The organism is Clostridium sp. X (genome assembly GCF_055755365.1).
This window is the reverse complement of the sequence record NZ_CM146912.1, coordinates 2,773,682-2,790,117: the sequence shown is the minus strand read 5'-3', so window position 1 is coordinate 2,790,117 and position 16,436 is coordinate 2,773,682. Positions and strand designations below refer to the sequence as shown.

The window sequence follows — 16,436 nt, the reverse complement described above, 5'->3', positions numbered from 1 at the left end:
CAACATCCCAAAGGTGTCTATAGTTGCAACTAGAAGTAACCATCCTGGTTTGATATGAATTATATTTAAGTTATTGCTAATGTAAATAACACTATAAAGAAACCATATTGCTATTGATTTTTACAATATCTAATATTAAAAAAGGCCACCATATAGTAATCATATATAGAGTAAATAATCCAAAGAACATGGAAAGATAACGCCAGATACCTACATTAAAAACAAAATTACTTTTGGAGACTTTTTTCCAAAATGTAAATAATACGGGAAGCCCAATCATTGTTATCCAAGTTATATACCAATTTTGCGAATAAATACCTAACTTTAAGAACAGCTCTTCTATAATCCCATAAAGTGCTGTAAATATAAAGAACCAGTAATACTTAAGGTTAAAAGCTATAATTAATAAGCCTGTTGAAGTTATTGAAAACTGAGAAAAAAGATTGCCAGCGAGTCCGTCATCTATTGGGGAGTTGGGAAAAACCATAGGATAATAATCGTAAGATCTTAAAAAGCAATATATGATAACTTCTATGCTAAAAGTCATTCCTGATATAAAGAAGAACAGCGCAGCTATATATGCTCGATTTTTTACTTTTTCCAATACAACAATTATTTGGATAATAGTTATAACTCCTAAAAGTATATACCAAATAGTATTGCTCCAAAATGTGGATGTCATATAATCACCACCTATATGTGTTTTTATTTGATATAGTATTTTAATAAATAAAATATTATAAATTCATTAAGCCATATTATGATAGATTAGTTTGCTAATGCTTTTAGTATAATATGCTTAAAAGAAATTAGAATTTTTATGTTTTGTGGAAAGTAATAAGAATAAGCATTATAATATAATTGCATTAGTTTTTATAGTGTAATTATTTTGTTTTGAGGTATTATTATGATAAGTGTAGAGATAGTAAAGCAAATAATGGCACATACATATAATGAATAGATTACAAAAGAAGCAGAATATCTTATAAAGGAGAAGTCTTTTCCTATAATTAAAGAATTACTAAATAAGGTGTCGGATTAAGTATGAATTTTGGAGGTAATAATTTGAAAATTATTATATCACCTGCAAAAAAGATGAATGTAGATACAGAGTTTGAGATACAGAGCATGCCGTATTTTTTGGACAAAACTGAGTTGCTCATGAGAAATATACAAAGTCTAAGTTATGAGCAATCAAAAGCTATGTGGAAATGTAATGATAAAATTGCTAGGAAAAGCTATGAGTATTTTAAAAATATGAGGCTTAAAGATAATTTAACGACAGCACTTCTTGCTTATGAAGGAATTCAATATAAGTACATGGCTCCTAATGTATTTGAGCATGAACAATGGGACTATGTAGATAAGCATTTGTATATTTTGTCAGGTTTTTACGGAATACTAAGAGCACTTGATGGAATTGTGCCATATCGACTTGAAATGCAGGCATTACTTAAAATTAATAAATATAGTAACTTATATGATTTTTGGGGAGATAGCCTGTATCGGAATTTATATGAAGATGAGGATGTTGTATTAAATCTTGCATCTAAGGAGTATAGCATATGCATTAAAAATTATCTTACAAATAAGGTGCGATTTATAAATTGCACTTTTGGTGAGTATAAGGAAGGTAAAATTACAACCAAAGGAACCTATGCTAAAATGGCAAGAGGTGAGATGGTTCGCTTTATGGCAGAGAATAAGATAGAATATATATCAGAGATTAAGCAATTTAACAGACTTGGGTATTATTACGATAAGGAAGCATCAAGTAATAATAATATAGTATTTATACGGTCTCATAAAAATAATGAATAATTTATCAACATTAAAATGTAGAGATGAATTGTTATGAAAGAAGAGGGAAATTATGAATGGAACGATACGTAAAGATATAAAAATAGGAACAAAAGTGCTTGTTGTTCAAAAACAAGACCAACGTTCAGGGAAGCTAACTGAAGGTGTAGTAAAAAAACTTCTTACAAACTCAGAGAATCATCCTCATGGTATTAAGGTTATGCTTGAGAATGGAATTGTAGGAAGAGTTAAAGAGATAAAATAATATTAGTATTAATGATTATTAGACAAGGAGGAAACAATGGTTCCTTTCTGTACTCATGGAGGCGGGGGATTTTGTCAAATTGAAGATGATATAGCTAGAGAGTGTTCAAAGTCTATCATTCTACCTGGCATTGCTGTAAATGGTACTTTTGAATCTGAAGAGGTTATAAAGTGGCTTGAGACAATTAAATATGTTTAACCAATAATAAAACTAAGTGGGGTGACAAGCTATCCTACTTAGTTTTATTCTATATAAGCATTTTATTTATAAAACTTAAATTTCTTTTATAACAACCTGATCAATAGCTAATCTTGGCCTTTGAGAAGGTTGTTTTGTAGTAGAAAAAGCATCTCAAACAATAAGGACACTATCTTTTTTACGGAATAATCAAATATGTCCTTCAGTATGACTTAGGGTATCTGCTATAGCAGGTGGAATTGGTGCTGAAGCAATTAAATCAAAAGGTTGAAAGACTTCAAGTAGAATTAAAAGTAGAAAAGGCAAAAGGTAATGCAAGTATTGGAGTCAAAATATTCTGTAGATAACTTGATGTTGGAATTTCCAGACACAGTATTAATTATTTAAAAGTAAATTATTTTTATATATGATGTGACTTAGTTTGACATTAACATATACTGCAATAGAAATTGGACGAAAGTGTCCAAAGATAGAGTTGTAGAAAAACAAGCTATTGATATAAAAGATATTTCTGTAATATACAGGAGGATTATTAGTATTACTAGAGTGTATAAAACTTTCTTGTTTATTTAATAAATGAGCAGTTGAGAGACACGACTGCTCGTTTATTAAATAAAGTTAACTTTTAATTGTATGTTAGTTAAGTAACCCCATAAAATATTCCACAATAATAGCTACAGCAACTACTAATGTTGAGATGATAAAACCATGGATCATAGGATTAATACCGGATTTTTTCATTTCATTAAAATCAGTGTTAAGACCAATGGCAGCAAGCGCAGATACCATTAAGAATTTGCTAATGTTTTTCAGTTCTGTGGAAACGGTAATAGAGAAGAAACCGAAACTTTTGATTAATGACATACCAACAAATGCCAATATAAACCATGGTAATAATGATGTAATCTTAATCTTATTGTATCTTGTACTACTTTCACCTGAATTTTTAGCTTTTTCGCGTACATTAATAAGCGAGAATATTAGCACGGTTGGAATAATGGAAAGCGTACGAGTCAGTTTTACCATAGTTGCAAAATCTCCAGCGACTTCGCTAAATGCATATCCAGCAGCAACTACACTTGAAGTATCATTTACAGCAGTACCAGCCCATAGGCCATAAGCTATATCACTTAATCCCATCATGCGCCCCATTATTGGAAATAATATTATCATAGCCATATCAAATAAAAATGTAGCTGACATGGCATATGCAATATCTTTATCTTCTGCTTCAATAATTGGGGCCATTGCAGCTATAGCGGATCCCCCACAGATACCAGTTCCAGCAGAAATCATATTAGAAAGTTTCCAATTTAAACCAAGCCATTTTCCAACAAAATGCCCACCACCAAAGCAAGTAAGAAGTGTAAATAACATTACGATTAGGGACAAACGACCAACATTAAGAATCGTGCCGATACTTAATGATGCACCTAATAAGATAATGGAAAACTTAAGAACTGTTTTGGAAGTGAATTTCAAACCAGCTTTTATCACTTTATTTGGTCTCATTATTTGATTAATTGTCATTCCAATAAATAGTGCAATAACGGAATCGCCAATTAGAGGAAGTGGTAGTAAGGATTCTATACATCTTGCGCACAATGCAATTAATAAAGTTACAATAAAACCAGGCATATAAGTAATTATTTTTTTCATAAATATCCTCCTTTAATGTTCTAGAATGATTTTATATGAAAAGAACGATAAATTCAAATTATGATATATTATTATATATAAATATATGTTATAGTTAAAAGTATAAAGCAAGAATAGAACATTAGGTTTAATGTAGTTCTTTAAGTCTCGGAACGGAGGTATATATGCTTGATGCTAAGATATTCACATTCTTAAAAGTAGCACAACATAAAAATTACACAAAGGCAGCCGCCGAATTGAATTTAACGCAACCTGCAGTTACTCAGCATATAAAAAAACTTGAGGAATATTATGGCTGTAGTCTGATTGATATCAATGGAAAATCAGTGAAATTAACTACTCAAGGAGAAGCTCTCTATAACTATGCTAATTTTCAAATTGCAAATGAAAAACAACTTATAAATCAAATTAAAAAAGTTGAAACACCAATTAAAATTGGTGCAACACTTTCTGTAGCGGATTATTATTTACCACCTTATTTAAGTTCTTATTTGGTTCATTATGATGAATTGTTTTCAGTAACAGTAAAAAATACAAAATCAATCATTGAAATGCTATTAAATAATGAACTATATTGTGCATTTATTGAGGGAATATTTGATAAATCATTATTTAACTTTTATGAGTTTTATAATACTAAGTTTCTTCCGGTAGCTAGAAAGGGTCACCCTTTAGAAGGTTTGGAAGTTACAATATCTGAAATCCATAAATATCCCTTGATTTTAAGAGAGGAAGGGTCTGGAACTAGAGAAATATATCACAATTATTTATATCAAAATAATGATTCTATACTTTCAGTTTCTAAAATTTATGAGATCAGCAGTTTTGGAATTATAAAAAAAGTGTTAGGAAGTTCAGATGCTATTTCATTTATGTATGAAGAAGTTGCAAGACAAGAGGTTGAAAGAGGAGAATTATGTTATCTTACGATAAAAAATTACTCTATCCATCGACCATTATATTTTATTTATCCTAGCAACAGTTTAATGAAAGAAAAAAATGAGCTATTTTATCAAAGATTGATGCAAAGATATTAATGGTAACTTAAGAAAGGAAGTAATATATATAAGCAATATACTGATTGCTTATTATTCGCTTTTTCAAAATACAGCGAATTTAGCATTAGAAATAGCAATACAGACTGGAGGGACTATAATAGAGATAATTCCTGATAAGAATTATTCCTTTGACTATAATACAGCCTGGCGTTGCTGTAAATGGTACTTTTGAATCTGAAGAGGTTACAAAGTGGCTTGAGACAACTAAATATGTTTAACCAAGAATAAAACTAAGTGGAGTGACAAGCTATCCTACTTAGTTTTATTCTTTATAAGTATTTTTATTTATAAAACTTAAATTTCTTTTATAAGCACTTCATTAATATCTAACCTTGGTCTTTGAGAAGGTGACTGATCTGGGTAACTGATGGGTAAAAGGGCTACAATCTCATATCTATCATCAAAGCCCAAAAGATTTTTAACCTTATCCTTATCAAACATCATAATCCAACAGCTTCCAAGACCTAGGTCTGTAGCTCTAAGGGTTATATGATCAATAGCAATAGCCGCATTTAGATATAAGCAAGATTTTATAGCAGCACTATCTATATTACTTTCTTTGTTATTATCAGCACTATAATTTTTTGTGTCTTCATCAAGTGGGGTATCTATAAAAGCTTTAGCTTTTCTTAATTCTTTCATCTTATCTCCAATTGAAGCCATTGAATGAGTATCAACACAGCAAGCAAGTACTACTGGGGCAGAGCTTACAAAAGGTAGTGGTGTACACTCATTCAATTTTGACCTTGCTCCTTCACTTTTTATCACTACATAACGTGTAGGCTGCAAATTGGTACCAGATGGTGCTAATCTTCCTGCTTCAATTAATTCTGTAATATACCCTTCAGGTATAGGATCAGGCTTAAATTTTCGTATGCTTCTTCTTAATTTTATTGCTTCTACTAGTTCCACTATAGAATCCTCCTATCATTATTTTATACGATTTTGTCATCTACCATAGGTGATATGAATATTCATATTAAAATATAAAATGTTTTGGGATTCCATCTTATTGAAACATAGCTTTAATACGAGTAAATGGTTTGCTTTATTACTTATTTATCATTTTTAATAATCTTAAATAATGGTTGGCCTCACGTAAAACATGATCTGCTAACAGTGGAGGGATAATAGATTTAATTTTACATTCTAATAAGCCTTCCGTGGATGCTTTTTTAAAAGCTTTGATTTCTTCTGTAGATTCTAAGCTTCTTTGAACAATTTCATTTTCAGCTATTTTAATACATTCTTCCACTAGCTTTTCAAAGCCTTTTGCAGAAGTTTCTGCCACTTTTTTTAGATTTTTCTCTGTAGGATCTAACATTCCATCAATAAACTCTGCATGTTCTCCCATTATATGATTCCAAAAGTTAAGCTCTTCACATAGAGTTTTCTTTGGTAGATTTTTCTCTTGAAGAGATTTTAATATTTCTAGGTAGTATTCAGATTCATGGATAAGATGTTCTTGCATTTCAGGGTATAGGGTAATAAAAATTTTACACTCTAAAGCTAGAGCTAATAGTTTCTTTTTAAATGCAATTACTCTCTGAAGCAGAGCATATGATTTTGTATTTAAATTAAATATTATATTTTCTAACCATTCGCTATAATAGCTATTGTTAAGATTTGCTTCATTTAACATTGGATTTGTTTCTGCTGCTCTCATTGAAATACCTAATAATTTATATTCATTCCAAGTAATTTCTGTGTTAATCCTCGCTCCAGTTAATTTTGAAGTTACTTGTTCCGCTTTTAAAGTGTATGGAGTAACGATTTCATTTGATTTAATAGCATTTTCAGATATAATCCCATTAGCATAATATATTGTTTCATTCAGAAGTTGTTCAAAATTCAGTTTTAACATATTAGCTTCTGCAATATAGGCAGTTTCAACTGGTTGTAAATTAGTTTCTATAAAAAATAAATGCTCCTTCATAATTCTTTGAAAAAAAAGATTTGTTTCTATAGAAACTTTAATAAACTCTTGTTTTGATAACAAAACAATTACCTCCGTAAATAATATTATCAGTATTATAGTATTAAAAACGGAGATAATTGTGCTTAATAGTGTATGTTGAAGAAGTAATGGAAGCTTGGCAATAACAATATAAAATCAATAATAAGTAATAAATATTTATTGTAAAACAATAAATGATATGTTAAAATCAAATTAACGATAAATAAGAGAGGTGCTTTTTATGAAACAATATTCAACAATTTTCTTAAGGATAGCTGTGATTCTTATTGGGATTCCAGTTCTTGCTTTGTGTATATTTTGGGTGCCTGGATTTGTAAACTACCTACATTTTTTTATTTTAATAGGTGTGTATGCAACGGCCATAACGTATTTTTTTGCTCTTTATCAGGCTTTGAAACTTTTAAGCTATATTGATAAGAATAAAGCTTTCTCGGAATTATCCGTAAAGGCTCTAAAGTATATAAAATATTGTGCAAATACAATCAGTATTATATATGCAGTACTTATACCATTCTTATTTCCAATAGCAGATGCAGACGATGCCCCAGGTCTTATAGGATTTCCAATTATCATTATTTTTGCCTCAGTTGTAGTTGCAGTCTTTGCCGCTGTTCTTCAAAGGCTCTTACAAGATGCTATTGATATAAAATCTGAAAATGACTTAACAGTGTGAGGTGAAGACTATGGCGATTATAATTAATATTGATGTGATGCTGGCTAAAAGGAAAATGAGTGTAACAGAACTTACAGAGAAGGTTGGAATAACCATGGCAAATCTCTCTATACTAAAGAACGGAAAGGCGAAAGCCATTAGGTTTTCAACTTTAGAGGCAATATGCAAAGCTTTGGACTGCCAACCAGGTGATATTTTAGAATACAGAAATGACACATAGTGGATTAGATAAAATTTGAGTAAAGTTTATTTAAGGAGATAATATATGAAGATTAAATTAATTCAACCTAAAATGTTACCAAGACCTATGGATACAAAGTTAAAAACGAGAATGTCTCCTTCCTTAGCTTTATTAACAATAGCAAGTCTTACACAAAAGAAACATCAGGTTATTATTGAGAATGAAAATATTGAAAATATAGATTTTGATGAACCTGTGGATTTGGTAGCAATAACCGTTACTGTAGATGTTATGAATAGAGCAGTAGAAATATCAAAGGAGTTCCAAAAACGAGGAGTAACAGTAATTGCAGGGGGGATACATATTACAGCAGATCCAGAAGGAGCTTCTGACAATTTTGACGCAATATGCGTGGGAATGGCTGAGAGAGTTTGGGGAAAAATCCTTAGTGATAAAGAAAATAATTCACTTAAAAAGATATATTATGATATGGAAAGTATTGAGGGTAAAGAAATAGTATCACCTAACTATTACATTATTGATAATAAGAAGTATTTATATACTAATATAATCAGTACAAGTAGGGGATGTCCTTTTGAATGTGATTTCTGCTATAATAGTTGCAAAAGTGTACTTAAAACTTATATTAATAGACCTATAGAGGATGTAATTAAAGATATAAATACATTAAAAACAAGGCATGTAATGTTTATTGATGATAATTTCATTGGGAATCGAAAATGGACAAAAAGATTATTAAGGGAAATAAAACCTCTTAAACTAAAGTGGAATGCAGCAGTTACTTCTAATATTGTGGACATGCCTGAATTGTTAGATGAAATGAAGGAAGCTGGTTGTCAGAGTCTATTTATAGGTTTTGAAAGTATAAATAGTAAGTCAATAGATTGTGTCCATAAGGTGCAAAATAGTGTAAATAGATATGAAAAACTCGTAGATGAAATTCATAAAAGAGGAATAATGATAAATGCAAGTTTTGTTTTTGGATTAGATGAAGATGATGTCTCTGTATTTAAGAGTACATTAGACTGGATAGTTAAAAATAAGATAGAAACGGTAACTTCCCATATACTTACTCCATATCCTGGTACAAAGTTATATTCATCATTAATAGAGGAAAATAGAATTGTAGATTTTAATTTGTCAAACTATAATACTGCCCATGTGGTATATAAACCTAAGAATATGACATTAGAAGAATTATATAATGGCTATCTATGGATATATAAAGAAGTGTACACCTTTAAAAATATAATAAAGAGACTACCAAAATCTAAGAAGCAATGGATTCCCTTTCTGGCATTTAATTTTTTTTATAGGAAGTTTGGAAAGTTCACTGAATTATTGTGCGATATAGTTTCTTTTAAAAATATAGGAAGATTTTTTAGAAGGTTGGCTTATTTTATAAAGTAGGCTGTGGAGCTTTTATGTTTTAAAACACATATTTAATATGAAGTAAAGCTAAAAAGGAAATATAATTAGAATCTTGAGAAATCGAGGTTCTTTGCTTCTTTCTCCAACTCTTTAAAAATTTATGATGTATCATATTAAATCTGCAATTGTAATTAAGGATACAAATAGCTTGAAAAGTGAATTTAAAGATTCACACTTTTTTAGGAAAAAATGATTCACTTATATATATTGAGAGCGAAGAGTTATTTAGACTTAGTAGCGGTATTGCTGGTGATGTTCTGCAGAAATTTAGTAATTATAGTATATGTTATTAACCGAGTGATGAGGATTTAAAAATATTAATATTTTGGGTGTTTTTCAATAATTTCCTTCCAGCTTAATCTTAAAGGTGGGAGGATTTTTTTTCAACAAAAATATACTAACACCACAGCTTTAATATGATTTTCGTTAAATACAGTTGTTATAAGTCGAAAAAATGCATATAATTAATTAGTAAATATTTATTTTTTTATGAATAAAGTTAATCTAAATTAATGAATGTTTAAAATAACTTTAGGTAAATTTTATAGATAATAGGGGGGATATCTTGTTAGAAGATTTATTTGTAAATATGACTATTCTCATAACTTTCATTAGTTTGGGAAGTCAAGTCGTGAAAAAATACAACCTTGAAGAACTATATTCTATAAAAGTTAAGATAGTTATTGGAATAGTCTCAGGTATGTTAGGGATTATACTTATGATGTTTGCTATTAAGGTGCACAATGATACAATTATAGATTTTCGTAATATAGCTATTATAATGCCAACCGTTTTTGGAGGAGGCGTATCAGTTTTTATATCAGGAATAAAATAATTTCTTGGAAAAAGTGGACATATTCAACCATCCTTGTTTTGTTTACTTCAAGTATAATGCTTACAATTTTATTAAAGAGTATAACTGGTTTTTTAGTTATAATGATTATGTATTGGACTGCATACGGTATCGTTTCAGCAATAACTTTCACGTACGTAAGCTATAGCCTTATAGCTAACAGTATATTTAGAAGATTGCAGAAAGAGTTCACTAAGGATTTTCTTACAGACTTAAATAACGTAAGACAGTTTGACCTTATTCTTAATAATGCTATGAAAAATGTACGTGAAAAGGATGAAACCCTTTCTATTCTAATGGTAGACATAGATTTTTTTAAGAAAGTTAATGATACATACGGACACAAAGAGGGAGATGTAGTATTAAAAGAATTAGGGAAAATACTATGTAAAAGCTGCAGAAGCTTTGATGAAGTTTCTCGAAATGGTGGAGAAGAATTTTCAGTATTATTGCTAGATTGTCCAAACTCTCAGGCAGTACGCATAGCTGAGCGCATTAGACATAATGTGGAGATTCATCCTTTTATATTATCTACAGGTACTCAAATAAACATTACAGTTTCTATTGGAGTTGCATCATATTCTGAAACTGTAAAGGAATTAGAAAAGCTTGTTGAAAAATCTGATACAGAACTATACGCTGCAAAAAGAATAGGAAGAAATAAAGTTTGTTCAGATCAATCATGTTTTGTAATAAACAAAAGCTAGAAATGGGGGATAATATGCAAACAATTGTAAATTTAATATTGAAATCAGGTGAATCAGGAATAAACACGTCTCTTTATATATTAATGCCAGTAATGGTTATTATGATGGCTTTTATGAGACTGATCGAGAAAAAAGGGATTTTACAAAAGATAGCTGTACTGACTTCACCTATATTGATTATTTTTGGACTGCCTGGGTTAGGTATATTTGCAATACTACAGGTATTGCTAGTGAGTTTTGCTGCTCCATTGACAACCTTTAAGATAATAGAGCAGGACAAAGGTATAAGTTTAAGCATGACTGCATCAACATTAGCAGCAGTACTAGTAATGTCTCAAGCTAATGCTATTTTTCCTTTAGCTGTAGTAGGGCTAAATGTTTTTGTTATTATACTTACTTCAATTTTAGGAGGGTTGCTTGCAGCCTTTGTGGCTTATAAATTAACAAAAAAATATAATACTGGTGATGAAAGTTGTAGTAATAAAATTAATATTAATGTAGGCACTAAAAAGGAAAATATAGTTAGAATATTATTTGATGGAGGGGGAGAGGGATTAGATATAGCTTTAAAATCAATTCCACCATTGGTTTTATCTATATTTTTAGTTAATATTTTGAGAGATATAGGTGCTATTAATTTGGTAGAAAAATTAACTTCTCCATTTTTTGCACTTATAGATATACCAAGTATAGCAGTACTACCTATAATTAGTAAATATCTAGCAGGTGGTACTGCTATGATGGCAGTAGTTTTAGACCTTGTTAAAGAAGGGGCGCTAACTGCTGTAGAGTTAAATAGAATGGCTGGGATGACAATAAATGTATTAGATCCTGTAGGAGTAGCTATCTTAGTGTCTGCAGGTCCAAAGGTTGCCACAGTAGCTAAACCGGCAATAATTGGTGCTATTTTTGGAATACTCCTTAGAGCAGTTCTACATTTGATAATATTTTAAGGTGCGTAAAATAAGAGTACTGAAGATAAGAGGTAATAATATTGAAGCATACTGCTATCTAAGAAAGAAATAAGACATTTTAGAAAAGACAATATACTTGCATCAGGTTACACCCATTAGGGTGTATTTTTTATAAATATAAAAGTAGTATAGTCATTCTCTTTATATTTTAATTAAGTTAGGCTCTAAGAAGTTATTTGGAGAAATTTCTCCTATGGCACTATTCTGTATATTTATCTCAAATTTGAATAAAATAATATCAGTAAATATATGTAAAGGTATCTAAAAAAGTTAGATACCTTTTGTCATATTCTTTTAGATGGGAAGGTAATATTATGTTAAAGAAAGCACATATGTTAGTTGGGGTATTAGTAGCAGCACCGGTGATTAAAAACACAGGATTAATATCAGCTATTGGATTAATAGGATCTACTATTCCTGATATAGATTCTAAGATTGGGTTAAAGCATAGAACCATTACACATTCAGTTCTAGCTTTAGTAGTGAGCACTATTTTTTTATACTTAGTATATCCAAGAGTAGCTATGGTATGGGGTATCTCTTACCTGAGTCACTTGATTCTAGACGTGCTTACCGTGACTGGAGCGCCCTTAATGTATCCTTTTATTAAAAAGAAATATGGTATTAAATTAGATAAAACAGGTGGAGATATAGAATTATTTATACTACTGCTTTTAATATATTGGGCAGTATTTATAATAATAGGTAAGTAAGGATTAATATAAGGGATTTTCATGTGGAATATTATTTTTTATATTTATTTCTGAAACATTGACATTGTAGTACAAAAATAATATACTTTTAATGAAATTAATAATCCTCGGTAGGTGAGGCTACTATAAGGATATGGGTTGCTACCGTAAAAGAATGGAAACATTCTGCACTGGTTAACAGGTTTTGCCGAACAAGAAGGTTTAATCTAACGCAATTTCACTGCCTAGTAGAGCTAAAACTTGAACGAGAAAGTATTATTTATAATACCTTCATCATATTCAGGTTTGATGAAGTTTTTTTTATTTAAATGAGGTGGATAGAGATGACTGAAGAAAGACAAGAAGCAATACTAAATAGCTTATTGGAAAACGATAAAGAAAAACTATATGACCTTATTGATAATATGTATCCTATAGATATTGCTATTATTTTAGAAGAATTTGATGATGAGAGTTTACTAAAACTTTATGGGTCAATAAATAATGAACTTATGGCCGAAATTGTAGAACAGGCCAGTGAGGAATTACAAATTAGAATTATTAAATTATTTGATTTTGAATCTATAGTTCAGTTATTTTCTTATATGTCTAATGATGATATAGCTGATATTTTAGGCAATCTTCCTATAAAAATGAGAAAAGATTTATTAAAGATGATGAAGGCTGGAGATACTAAACAGCTACAGGAATTAATAGGATATGCTGAAGATAGTGCTGGCGGTATTATGACAACAGAGTATATTGCATTAAAAGGGGATCTGTCTATAGGTGAATCACTAAAGAAGATTAAAGAAATTGGGCCTAAAACAGAAGTAATCGAAACAATATTTGTTTTAAATAGAAGTAAAGAATTAATTGGAACCGCAGATTTAAGAGACATACTACTTGCTCCAGAGGAAAAAAAGTTAATTGATATTATGAATGATAATATAATCTCAGTTAATCCTGAAGAGGATCAAGAAAAAGTATCTCTACTTGTTTCAAAATATGATTTAAAGGCTATTCCAGTTATAAATCAGAAAAATTCACTTTTAGGTATTATAACAGTTGACGATATCATTGATGTTATAGTTGAGGAACAAACAGAGGATATGTTGAGGCTTGGTGGTGTAAGTAAGGAAGAGAGAGTAGACAGCACCTTAACCACATCTATTAAGAAACGATTACCTTGGTTATTTATTAATCTCGGAACTGCTTTTTTAGCTGCTTTTACTGTAGGATTGTTTGAAGATGTTATAGCTCAAGTAGTTGCTTTAGCAGCTGCAATGCCTATTGTTGCAGGTATGGGTGGGAATGCAGGCACTCAAACATTATCATTGGTAATTAGAGGGATAGCGCTTGGAGAAGTCGATTTAAAAAAAAATTGGAAACTAGTATTTAAAGAAATAGCACTTGGTATAATTAATGGTGCAGCTACTGGAATTTTAACCGGTATGATACTTTATATGAAATACGGTAATCCTTATCTTGGATTAATAATTTTTGCTGCTATGATTGGCAATTTAGTTATAGCTGGATTTTTTGGATTTTTAATTCCTTTAATATTAAAAGTTTTGAATATAGATCCTGCCTTAGCATCCGCTATATTTTTAACAACAGCAACAGATGTTTTTGGATTTTTTCTATTCTTAGGATTAGCAAAGATGTTTTTGCCTCTCCTAATGTAAAAATTAACCTAATATTTCGGTATGCATTTCTATAGCAAATTAGTACAAGTCCCTTAAAAAGAAAAATAGGAAAGTAAAACAATAATCATCAAAAAAATAAAGAAACTATTTGGAAGTTTCCTAAGTGTTATAGCATAAAGATGTAATAAGATAAAAAAAGTATATACATCCATGACTATAAGATATTGAGGTGAGGAGTTATAAAATGATAATTATAATAAAAGGAATTATTATTGGAATGATTGTTTGCTTTCCTATAGGTCCTCTTGGAATACTGTCAATACAAAGAATTATAAACAGAGGATGGAAAGTAGGTTTTTTTTCTGGTTTAGGAGCAGCTGTATCAGATATAGTTTACTCTTCAACGGCAGTATTTGGAACAAGCTTTATTGATAATATTATATGCAAACATAAATCTTTAATCAACGGAATAACAGGAGTACTATTTTTAATTATTGGATTAAAGATTTTTTTTAATGCTATAAAAAATAAAGAAGTTAAAGAAGAATCAAAGAAAGAAATATTACACCCTGCATTTTCTAATTTCTTGCTAGGATTATCAAATCCAATGACGTTTTTAGTGTTTTTAACTATATTTACGAAGGTAGGAATGAAAATAAATACAGAAGATGTAGCACAAAATATATTGTTTATAGTGTCTATATTTCTAGGATCTATGATATTTTGGCTCTTGATTTCAAATTTAATTAATAAATCTAAAAGAAATTTTAAAATAGAAACATTTTATAGAATAAACAAAGTTATAGGAACTGTAATTACTATATTTGGAGTTTATAGTGTAACTTTAGGTATATTTAAAATATAGAAGCATTGATTGAAAAATTTAAAATAAAACTTTAGAAAACCTGTCAATTATAAATTACCTTTAATGATAATTCTAATAGTAAATAATTTAGAAATAATGGTTGGAAAATAATTATGAATTAAGAGAATATTATTTCAATATATACAGATACTATTTTTGGATTATTATTAAAGGAGGTGTCACACATGCAAGGAAAAGCTAAACAATGTGTTGATCAAAGTATGTCATCATTACAAAACACTGTAAGTACATTACAACAAGCACTTAGTTCTGCAGAAAAAACAGATAACAAAAACAAAATTCAACAAGCAATAAATTCACTTAACTCTGCACAACAACAATTATCTGGATATCAAGATTAATAGATAATCTATTAGAATATTTATTAAAACTTAAAAACATTTTATTCTGACTTAGTCAGAATAAAATGTTTTTTTTTATAATTTTAAGTTTTGTAGTAGTTTTAATATTCAAGAATAATTATCGGATATATGGTAATTGACTCCAATAATATAAGACAAGGAAATGTAATATGACATAATGTTGTCATATTACATTTGATATAATGGTACTTAATTAAGGTTTTAATACTATAGGATTTAAAAAAATAAATAGAGAGTAGGTTTAGTAAAATGGAATATATAACTTTGAATAAGAGTAATATTGATTCTGAGCATATTTGTTGTGCTTTTTCTGATAAAAAGTGTTTGGAGAGCTATGAACTAAAAAAACAATGGTTAAAAAGAGAATTGGATAATGGATACGTTTTTCGAAAGTTAAATGAACGTGCAAAAGTATTTATAGAGTATGAGCCAGCTGAAAATGCATGGTCACCTATAACAGCACCTAATTATTTGATGATAAACTGTTTTTGGGTTTCAGGAAAATATAAAGGAAATGGTCATGGGAAAGCATTACTACAAAAAGCTATTGATGACGCCACAGAACAAGGAAAGGATGGACTAGTAACTATTGTTGGAACAAAAAAGTATCATTTTATGAGTGATACAAAATGGTTGATGAAGCAAGGATTTGAAATATGTGAAAATATCCCATCTGGATTTAGTCTTATGGTCAAATACATAAATAGTAATAGAAGAAAACCTAGGTTTAATGAATCGGTAAAAACAGGAGAATGTTCAGAAAAGAGTGGCTATGTTGTATATTATTCAAATAGATGTCCTTACTCCGAGTATCATGTTAAAAACTCGCTAGTTGAGTCTATAACAAAGAGAGATTTATCTTTAAAGATAATTAAGATAAAAAATACGGAAGAAGCTCAATCAGCTCCTTCACCAGCTACGATTTTTAGTCTTTTTTATAATGGTAAATTCGTAACAACTAATATTAGTGTTTGTATGGATAATCGATTCGATAAAATTATGGAAAAAAATAAATAAAGTTTCACAGTAGAGTTATTTGAGAGTAGAGG

At 29.6% G+C, this 16,436-nt stretch carries 20 protein-coding genes and 1 riboswitch; of the genes, 16 read left to right on the top strand and 4 right to left on the bottom strand.

Annotation, left to right across the window (positions count from 1 at the left end; all coding sequences use genetic code 11):
• Nucleotides 1-91: 91 nt before the first annotated feature.
• Nucleotides 92-682 (bottom strand): hypothetical protein, encoded by a 591-nt coding sequence (locus ACX0KU_RS14040; RefSeq protein ID WP_472990595.1) that lies wholly within the window; start codon nt 680-682, stop codon nt 92-94.
• A 383-nt stretch (nt 683-1,065) separates the two neighbouring features.
• Between ACX0KU_RS14040 and yaaA the strand changes: the two genes are divergently transcribed.
• The 3 genes from yaaA to ACX0KU_RS14025 are packed head-to-tail and all read left to right on the top strand — an operon-like array spanning nt 1,066 to nt 2,263.
• Nucleotides 1,066-1,821 (top strand): peroxide stress protein YaaA, encoded by a 756-nt coding sequence (yaaA, locus tag ACX0KU_RS14035; RefSeq protein ID WP_472990594.1) that lies wholly within the window; start codon nt 1,066-1,068, stop codon nt 1,819-1,821.
• A gap of 52 nt (nt 1,822-1,873) precedes the next feature.
• Entirely contained in the window at nt 1,874-2,065 is a 192-nt protein-coding gene (locus ACX0KU_RS14030; RefSeq protein ID WP_472990593.1) for a YwbE family protein, read from the top strand.
• Between the two features lie 36 nt (nt 2,066-2,101).
• Nucleotides 2,102-2,263 carry a hypothetical protein gene (locus tag ACX0KU_RS14025; protein ID WP_472990592.1) on the top strand — a complete coding sequence of 54 codons (162 nt, stop codon included), beginning with the start codon at nt 2,102-2,104 and terminating at the stop codon, nt 2,261-2,263.
• A gap of 636 nt (nt 2,264-2,899) precedes the next feature.
• Here ACX0KU_RS14025 and ACX0KU_RS14020 read toward each other — a convergent pair.
• Nucleotides 2,900-3,922 carry a YeiH family protein gene (locus ACX0KU_RS14020; protein WP_472990591.1) on the bottom strand — a complete coding sequence of 341 codons (1,023 nt, stop codon included), beginning with the start codon at nt 3,920-3,922 and terminating at the stop codon, nt 2,900-2,902.
• 164 nt (nt 3,923-4,086) lie between these two features.
• On the opposite strand from ACX0KU_RS14020, the gene ACX0KU_RS14015 reads away from it, so the two are divergent.
• Nucleotides 4,087-4,959, top strand: coding sequence for a LysR substrate-binding domain-containing protein (locus ACX0KU_RS14015; protein ID WP_472990590.1), 873 nt, complete (start codon nt 4,087-4,089; stop codon nt 4,957-4,959).
• 315 nt (nt 4,960-5,274) lie between these two features.
• Here the strand turns inward: ACX0KU_RS14015 and ACX0KU_RS14010 are convergent, their stop codons facing one another.
• Both ACX0KU_RS14010 and ACX0KU_RS14005 read right to left on the bottom strand, forming a co-directional pair.
• Nucleotides 5,275-5,892 (bottom strand): nitroreductase family protein, encoded by a 618-nt coding sequence (locus ACX0KU_RS14010; protein ID WP_472990589.1) that lies wholly within the window; start codon nt 5,890-5,892, stop codon nt 5,275-5,277.
• Between the two features lie 139 nt (nt 5,893-6,031).
• Nucleotides 6,032-6,979 (bottom strand): DUF2935 domain-containing protein, encoded by a 948-nt coding sequence (locus tag ACX0KU_RS14005; RefSeq protein ID WP_472990588.1) that lies wholly within the window; start codon nt 6,977-6,979, stop codon nt 6,032-6,034.
• A gap of 199 nt (nt 6,980-7,178) precedes the next feature.
• Between ACX0KU_RS14005 and ACX0KU_RS14000 the strand changes: the two genes are divergently transcribed.
• The 12 genes from ACX0KU_RS14000 (at nt 7,179) to ACX0KU_RS13945 (ending at nt 16,404) form a co-directional block, all read left to right on the top strand.
• Nucleotides 7,179-7,631: a DUF2975 domain-containing protein gene (locus tag ACX0KU_RS14000; RefSeq protein ID WP_472990587.1), complete on the top strand. Its 453-nt coding sequence runs from the start codon at nt 7,179-7,181 to the stop codon at nt 7,629-7,631.
• A gap of 10 nt (nt 7,632-7,641) precedes the next feature.
• A complete protein-coding gene (locus tag ACX0KU_RS13995) occupies nt 7,642-7,851 on the top strand; it encodes a helix-turn-helix domain-containing protein (protein WP_017413346.1) in 210 nt (69 codons plus the stop codon).
• A 45-nt stretch (nt 7,852-7,896) separates the two neighbouring features.
• Nucleotides 7,897-9,243 carry a B12-binding domain-containing radical SAM protein gene (locus tag ACX0KU_RS13990; protein WP_472990586.1) on the top strand — a complete coding sequence of 449 codons (1,347 nt, stop codon included), beginning with the start codon at nt 7,897-7,899 and terminating at the stop codon, nt 9,241-9,243.
• A gap of 176 nt (nt 9,244-9,419) precedes the next feature.
• Entirely contained in the window at nt 9,420-9,557 is a 138-nt protein-coding gene (locus ACX0KU_RS13985; protein WP_472990585.1) for a DUF4180 domain-containing protein, read from the top strand.
• A gap of 272 nt (nt 9,558-9,829) precedes the next feature.
• Nucleotides 9,830-10,099: a LytS/YhcK type 5TM receptor domain-containing protein gene (locus ACX0KU_RS13980; protein WP_472990584.1), complete on the top strand. Its 270-nt coding sequence runs from the start codon at nt 9,830-9,832 to the stop codon at nt 10,097-10,099.
• A gap of 38 nt (nt 10,100-10,137) precedes the next feature.
• The gene (locus tag ACX0KU_RS13975) at nt 10,138-10,824 is read left to right on the top strand and encodes a GGDEF domain-containing protein (RefSeq protein ID WP_472990583.1); all 687 of its coding nucleotides are present in this window, start codon (nt 10,138-10,140) and stop codon (nt 10,822-10,824) included.
• Nucleotides 10,825-10,838: 14 nt separating this feature from the next.
• Nucleotides 10,839-11,777: a hypothetical protein gene (locus tag ACX0KU_RS13970; protein WP_472990582.1), complete on the top strand. Its 939-nt coding sequence runs from the start codon at nt 10,839-10,841 to the stop codon at nt 11,775-11,777.
• Between the two features lie 335 nt (nt 11,778-12,112).
• A complete protein-coding gene (locus tag ACX0KU_RS13965) occupies nt 12,113-12,511 on the top strand; it encodes a metal-dependent hydrolase (protein WP_472990581.1) in 399 nt (132 codons plus the stop codon).
• A gap of 99 nt (nt 12,512-12,610) precedes the next feature.
• Nucleotides 12,611-12,771, top strand: a riboswitch (M-box (ykoK) riboswitch).
• 63 nt (nt 12,772-12,834) lie between these two features.
• Nucleotides 12,835-14,178: a magnesium transporter gene (gene mgtE / locus ACX0KU_RS13960; RefSeq protein ID WP_472990580.1), complete on the top strand. Its 1,344-nt coding sequence runs from the start codon at nt 12,835-12,837 to the stop codon at nt 14,176-14,178.
• A 205-nt stretch (nt 14,179-14,383) separates the two neighbouring features.
• A complete protein-coding gene (locus tag ACX0KU_RS13955) occupies nt 14,384-15,004 on the top strand; it encodes a LysE family translocator (RefSeq protein ID WP_472990579.1) in 621 nt (206 codons plus the stop codon).
• Nucleotides 15,005-15,180: 176 nt separating this feature from the next.
• Nucleotides 15,181-15,366, top strand: a complete 186-nt coding sequence (locus ACX0KU_RS13950) for a hypothetical protein (protein ID WP_472992479.1) — start codon at nt 15,181-15,183, stop codon at nt 15,364-15,366.
• Nucleotides 15,367-15,636: 270 nt separating this feature from the next.
• On the top strand, nt 15,637-16,404 hold the full coding sequence (locus ACX0KU_RS13945; RefSeq protein WP_472990578.1) for a GNAT family N-acetyltransferase: 768 nt from the start codon (nt 15,637-15,639) through the stop codon (nt 16,402-16,404).
• Nucleotides 16,405-16,436 lie beyond the last annotated feature (32 nt).

Excerpts from the sequence above, each read along its gene's own strand:
- ACX0KU_RS14040 (WP_472990595.1), bottom strand. The coding sequence starts at position 682 with ATGACATCCACATTTTGGAGCAATACTATTTGGTATATACTTTTAGGA.
- ACX0KU_RS14030 (WP_472990593.1), top strand. The coding sequence starts at position 1,874 with ATGAATGGAACGATACGTAAAGATATAAAAATAGGAACAAAAGTGCTT.
- ACX0KU_RS14025 (WP_472990592.1), top strand. The coding sequence starts at position 2,102 with ATGGTTCCTTTCTGTACTCATGGAGGCGGGGGATTTTGTCAAATTGAA.
- ACX0KU_RS14020 (WP_472990591.1), bottom strand. The coding sequence starts at position 3,922 with ATGAAAAAAATAATTACTTATATGCCTGGTTTTATTGTAACTTTATTA.
- ACX0KU_RS14015 (WP_472990590.1), top strand. The coding sequence starts at position 4,087 with ATGCTTGATGCTAAGATATTCACATTCTTAAAAGTAGCACAACATAAA.
- ACX0KU_RS14000 (WP_472990587.1), top strand. The coding sequence starts at position 7,179 with ATGAAACAATATTCAACAATTTTCTTAAGGATAGCTGTGATTCTTATT.
- ACX0KU_RS13995 (WP_017413346.1), top strand. The coding sequence starts at position 7,642 with ATGGCGATTATAATTAATATTGATGTGATGCTGGCTAAAAGGAAAATG.
- ACX0KU_RS13990 (WP_472990586.1), top strand. The coding sequence starts at position 7,897 with ATGAAGATTAAATTAATTCAACCTAAAATGTTACCAAGACCTATGGAT.
- ACX0KU_RS13970 (WP_472990582.1), top strand. The coding sequence starts at position 10,839 with ATGCAAACAATTGTAAATTTAATATTGAAATCAGGTGAATCAGGAATA.
- ACX0KU_RS13965 (WP_472990581.1), top strand. The coding sequence starts at position 12,113 with ATGTTAAAGAAAGCACATATGTTAGTTGGGGTATTAGTAGCAGCACCG.
- mgtE (WP_472990580.1), top strand. The coding sequence starts at position 12,835 with ATGACTGAAGAAAGACAAGAAGCAATACTAAATAGCTTATTGGAAAAC.
- ACX0KU_RS13955 (WP_472990579.1), top strand. The coding sequence starts at position 14,384 with ATGATAATTATAATAAAAGGAATTATTATTGGAATGATTGTTTGCTTT.
- ACX0KU_RS13945 (WP_472990578.1), top strand. The coding sequence starts at position 15,637 with ATGGAATATATAACTTTGAATAAGAGTAATATTGATTCTGAGCATATT.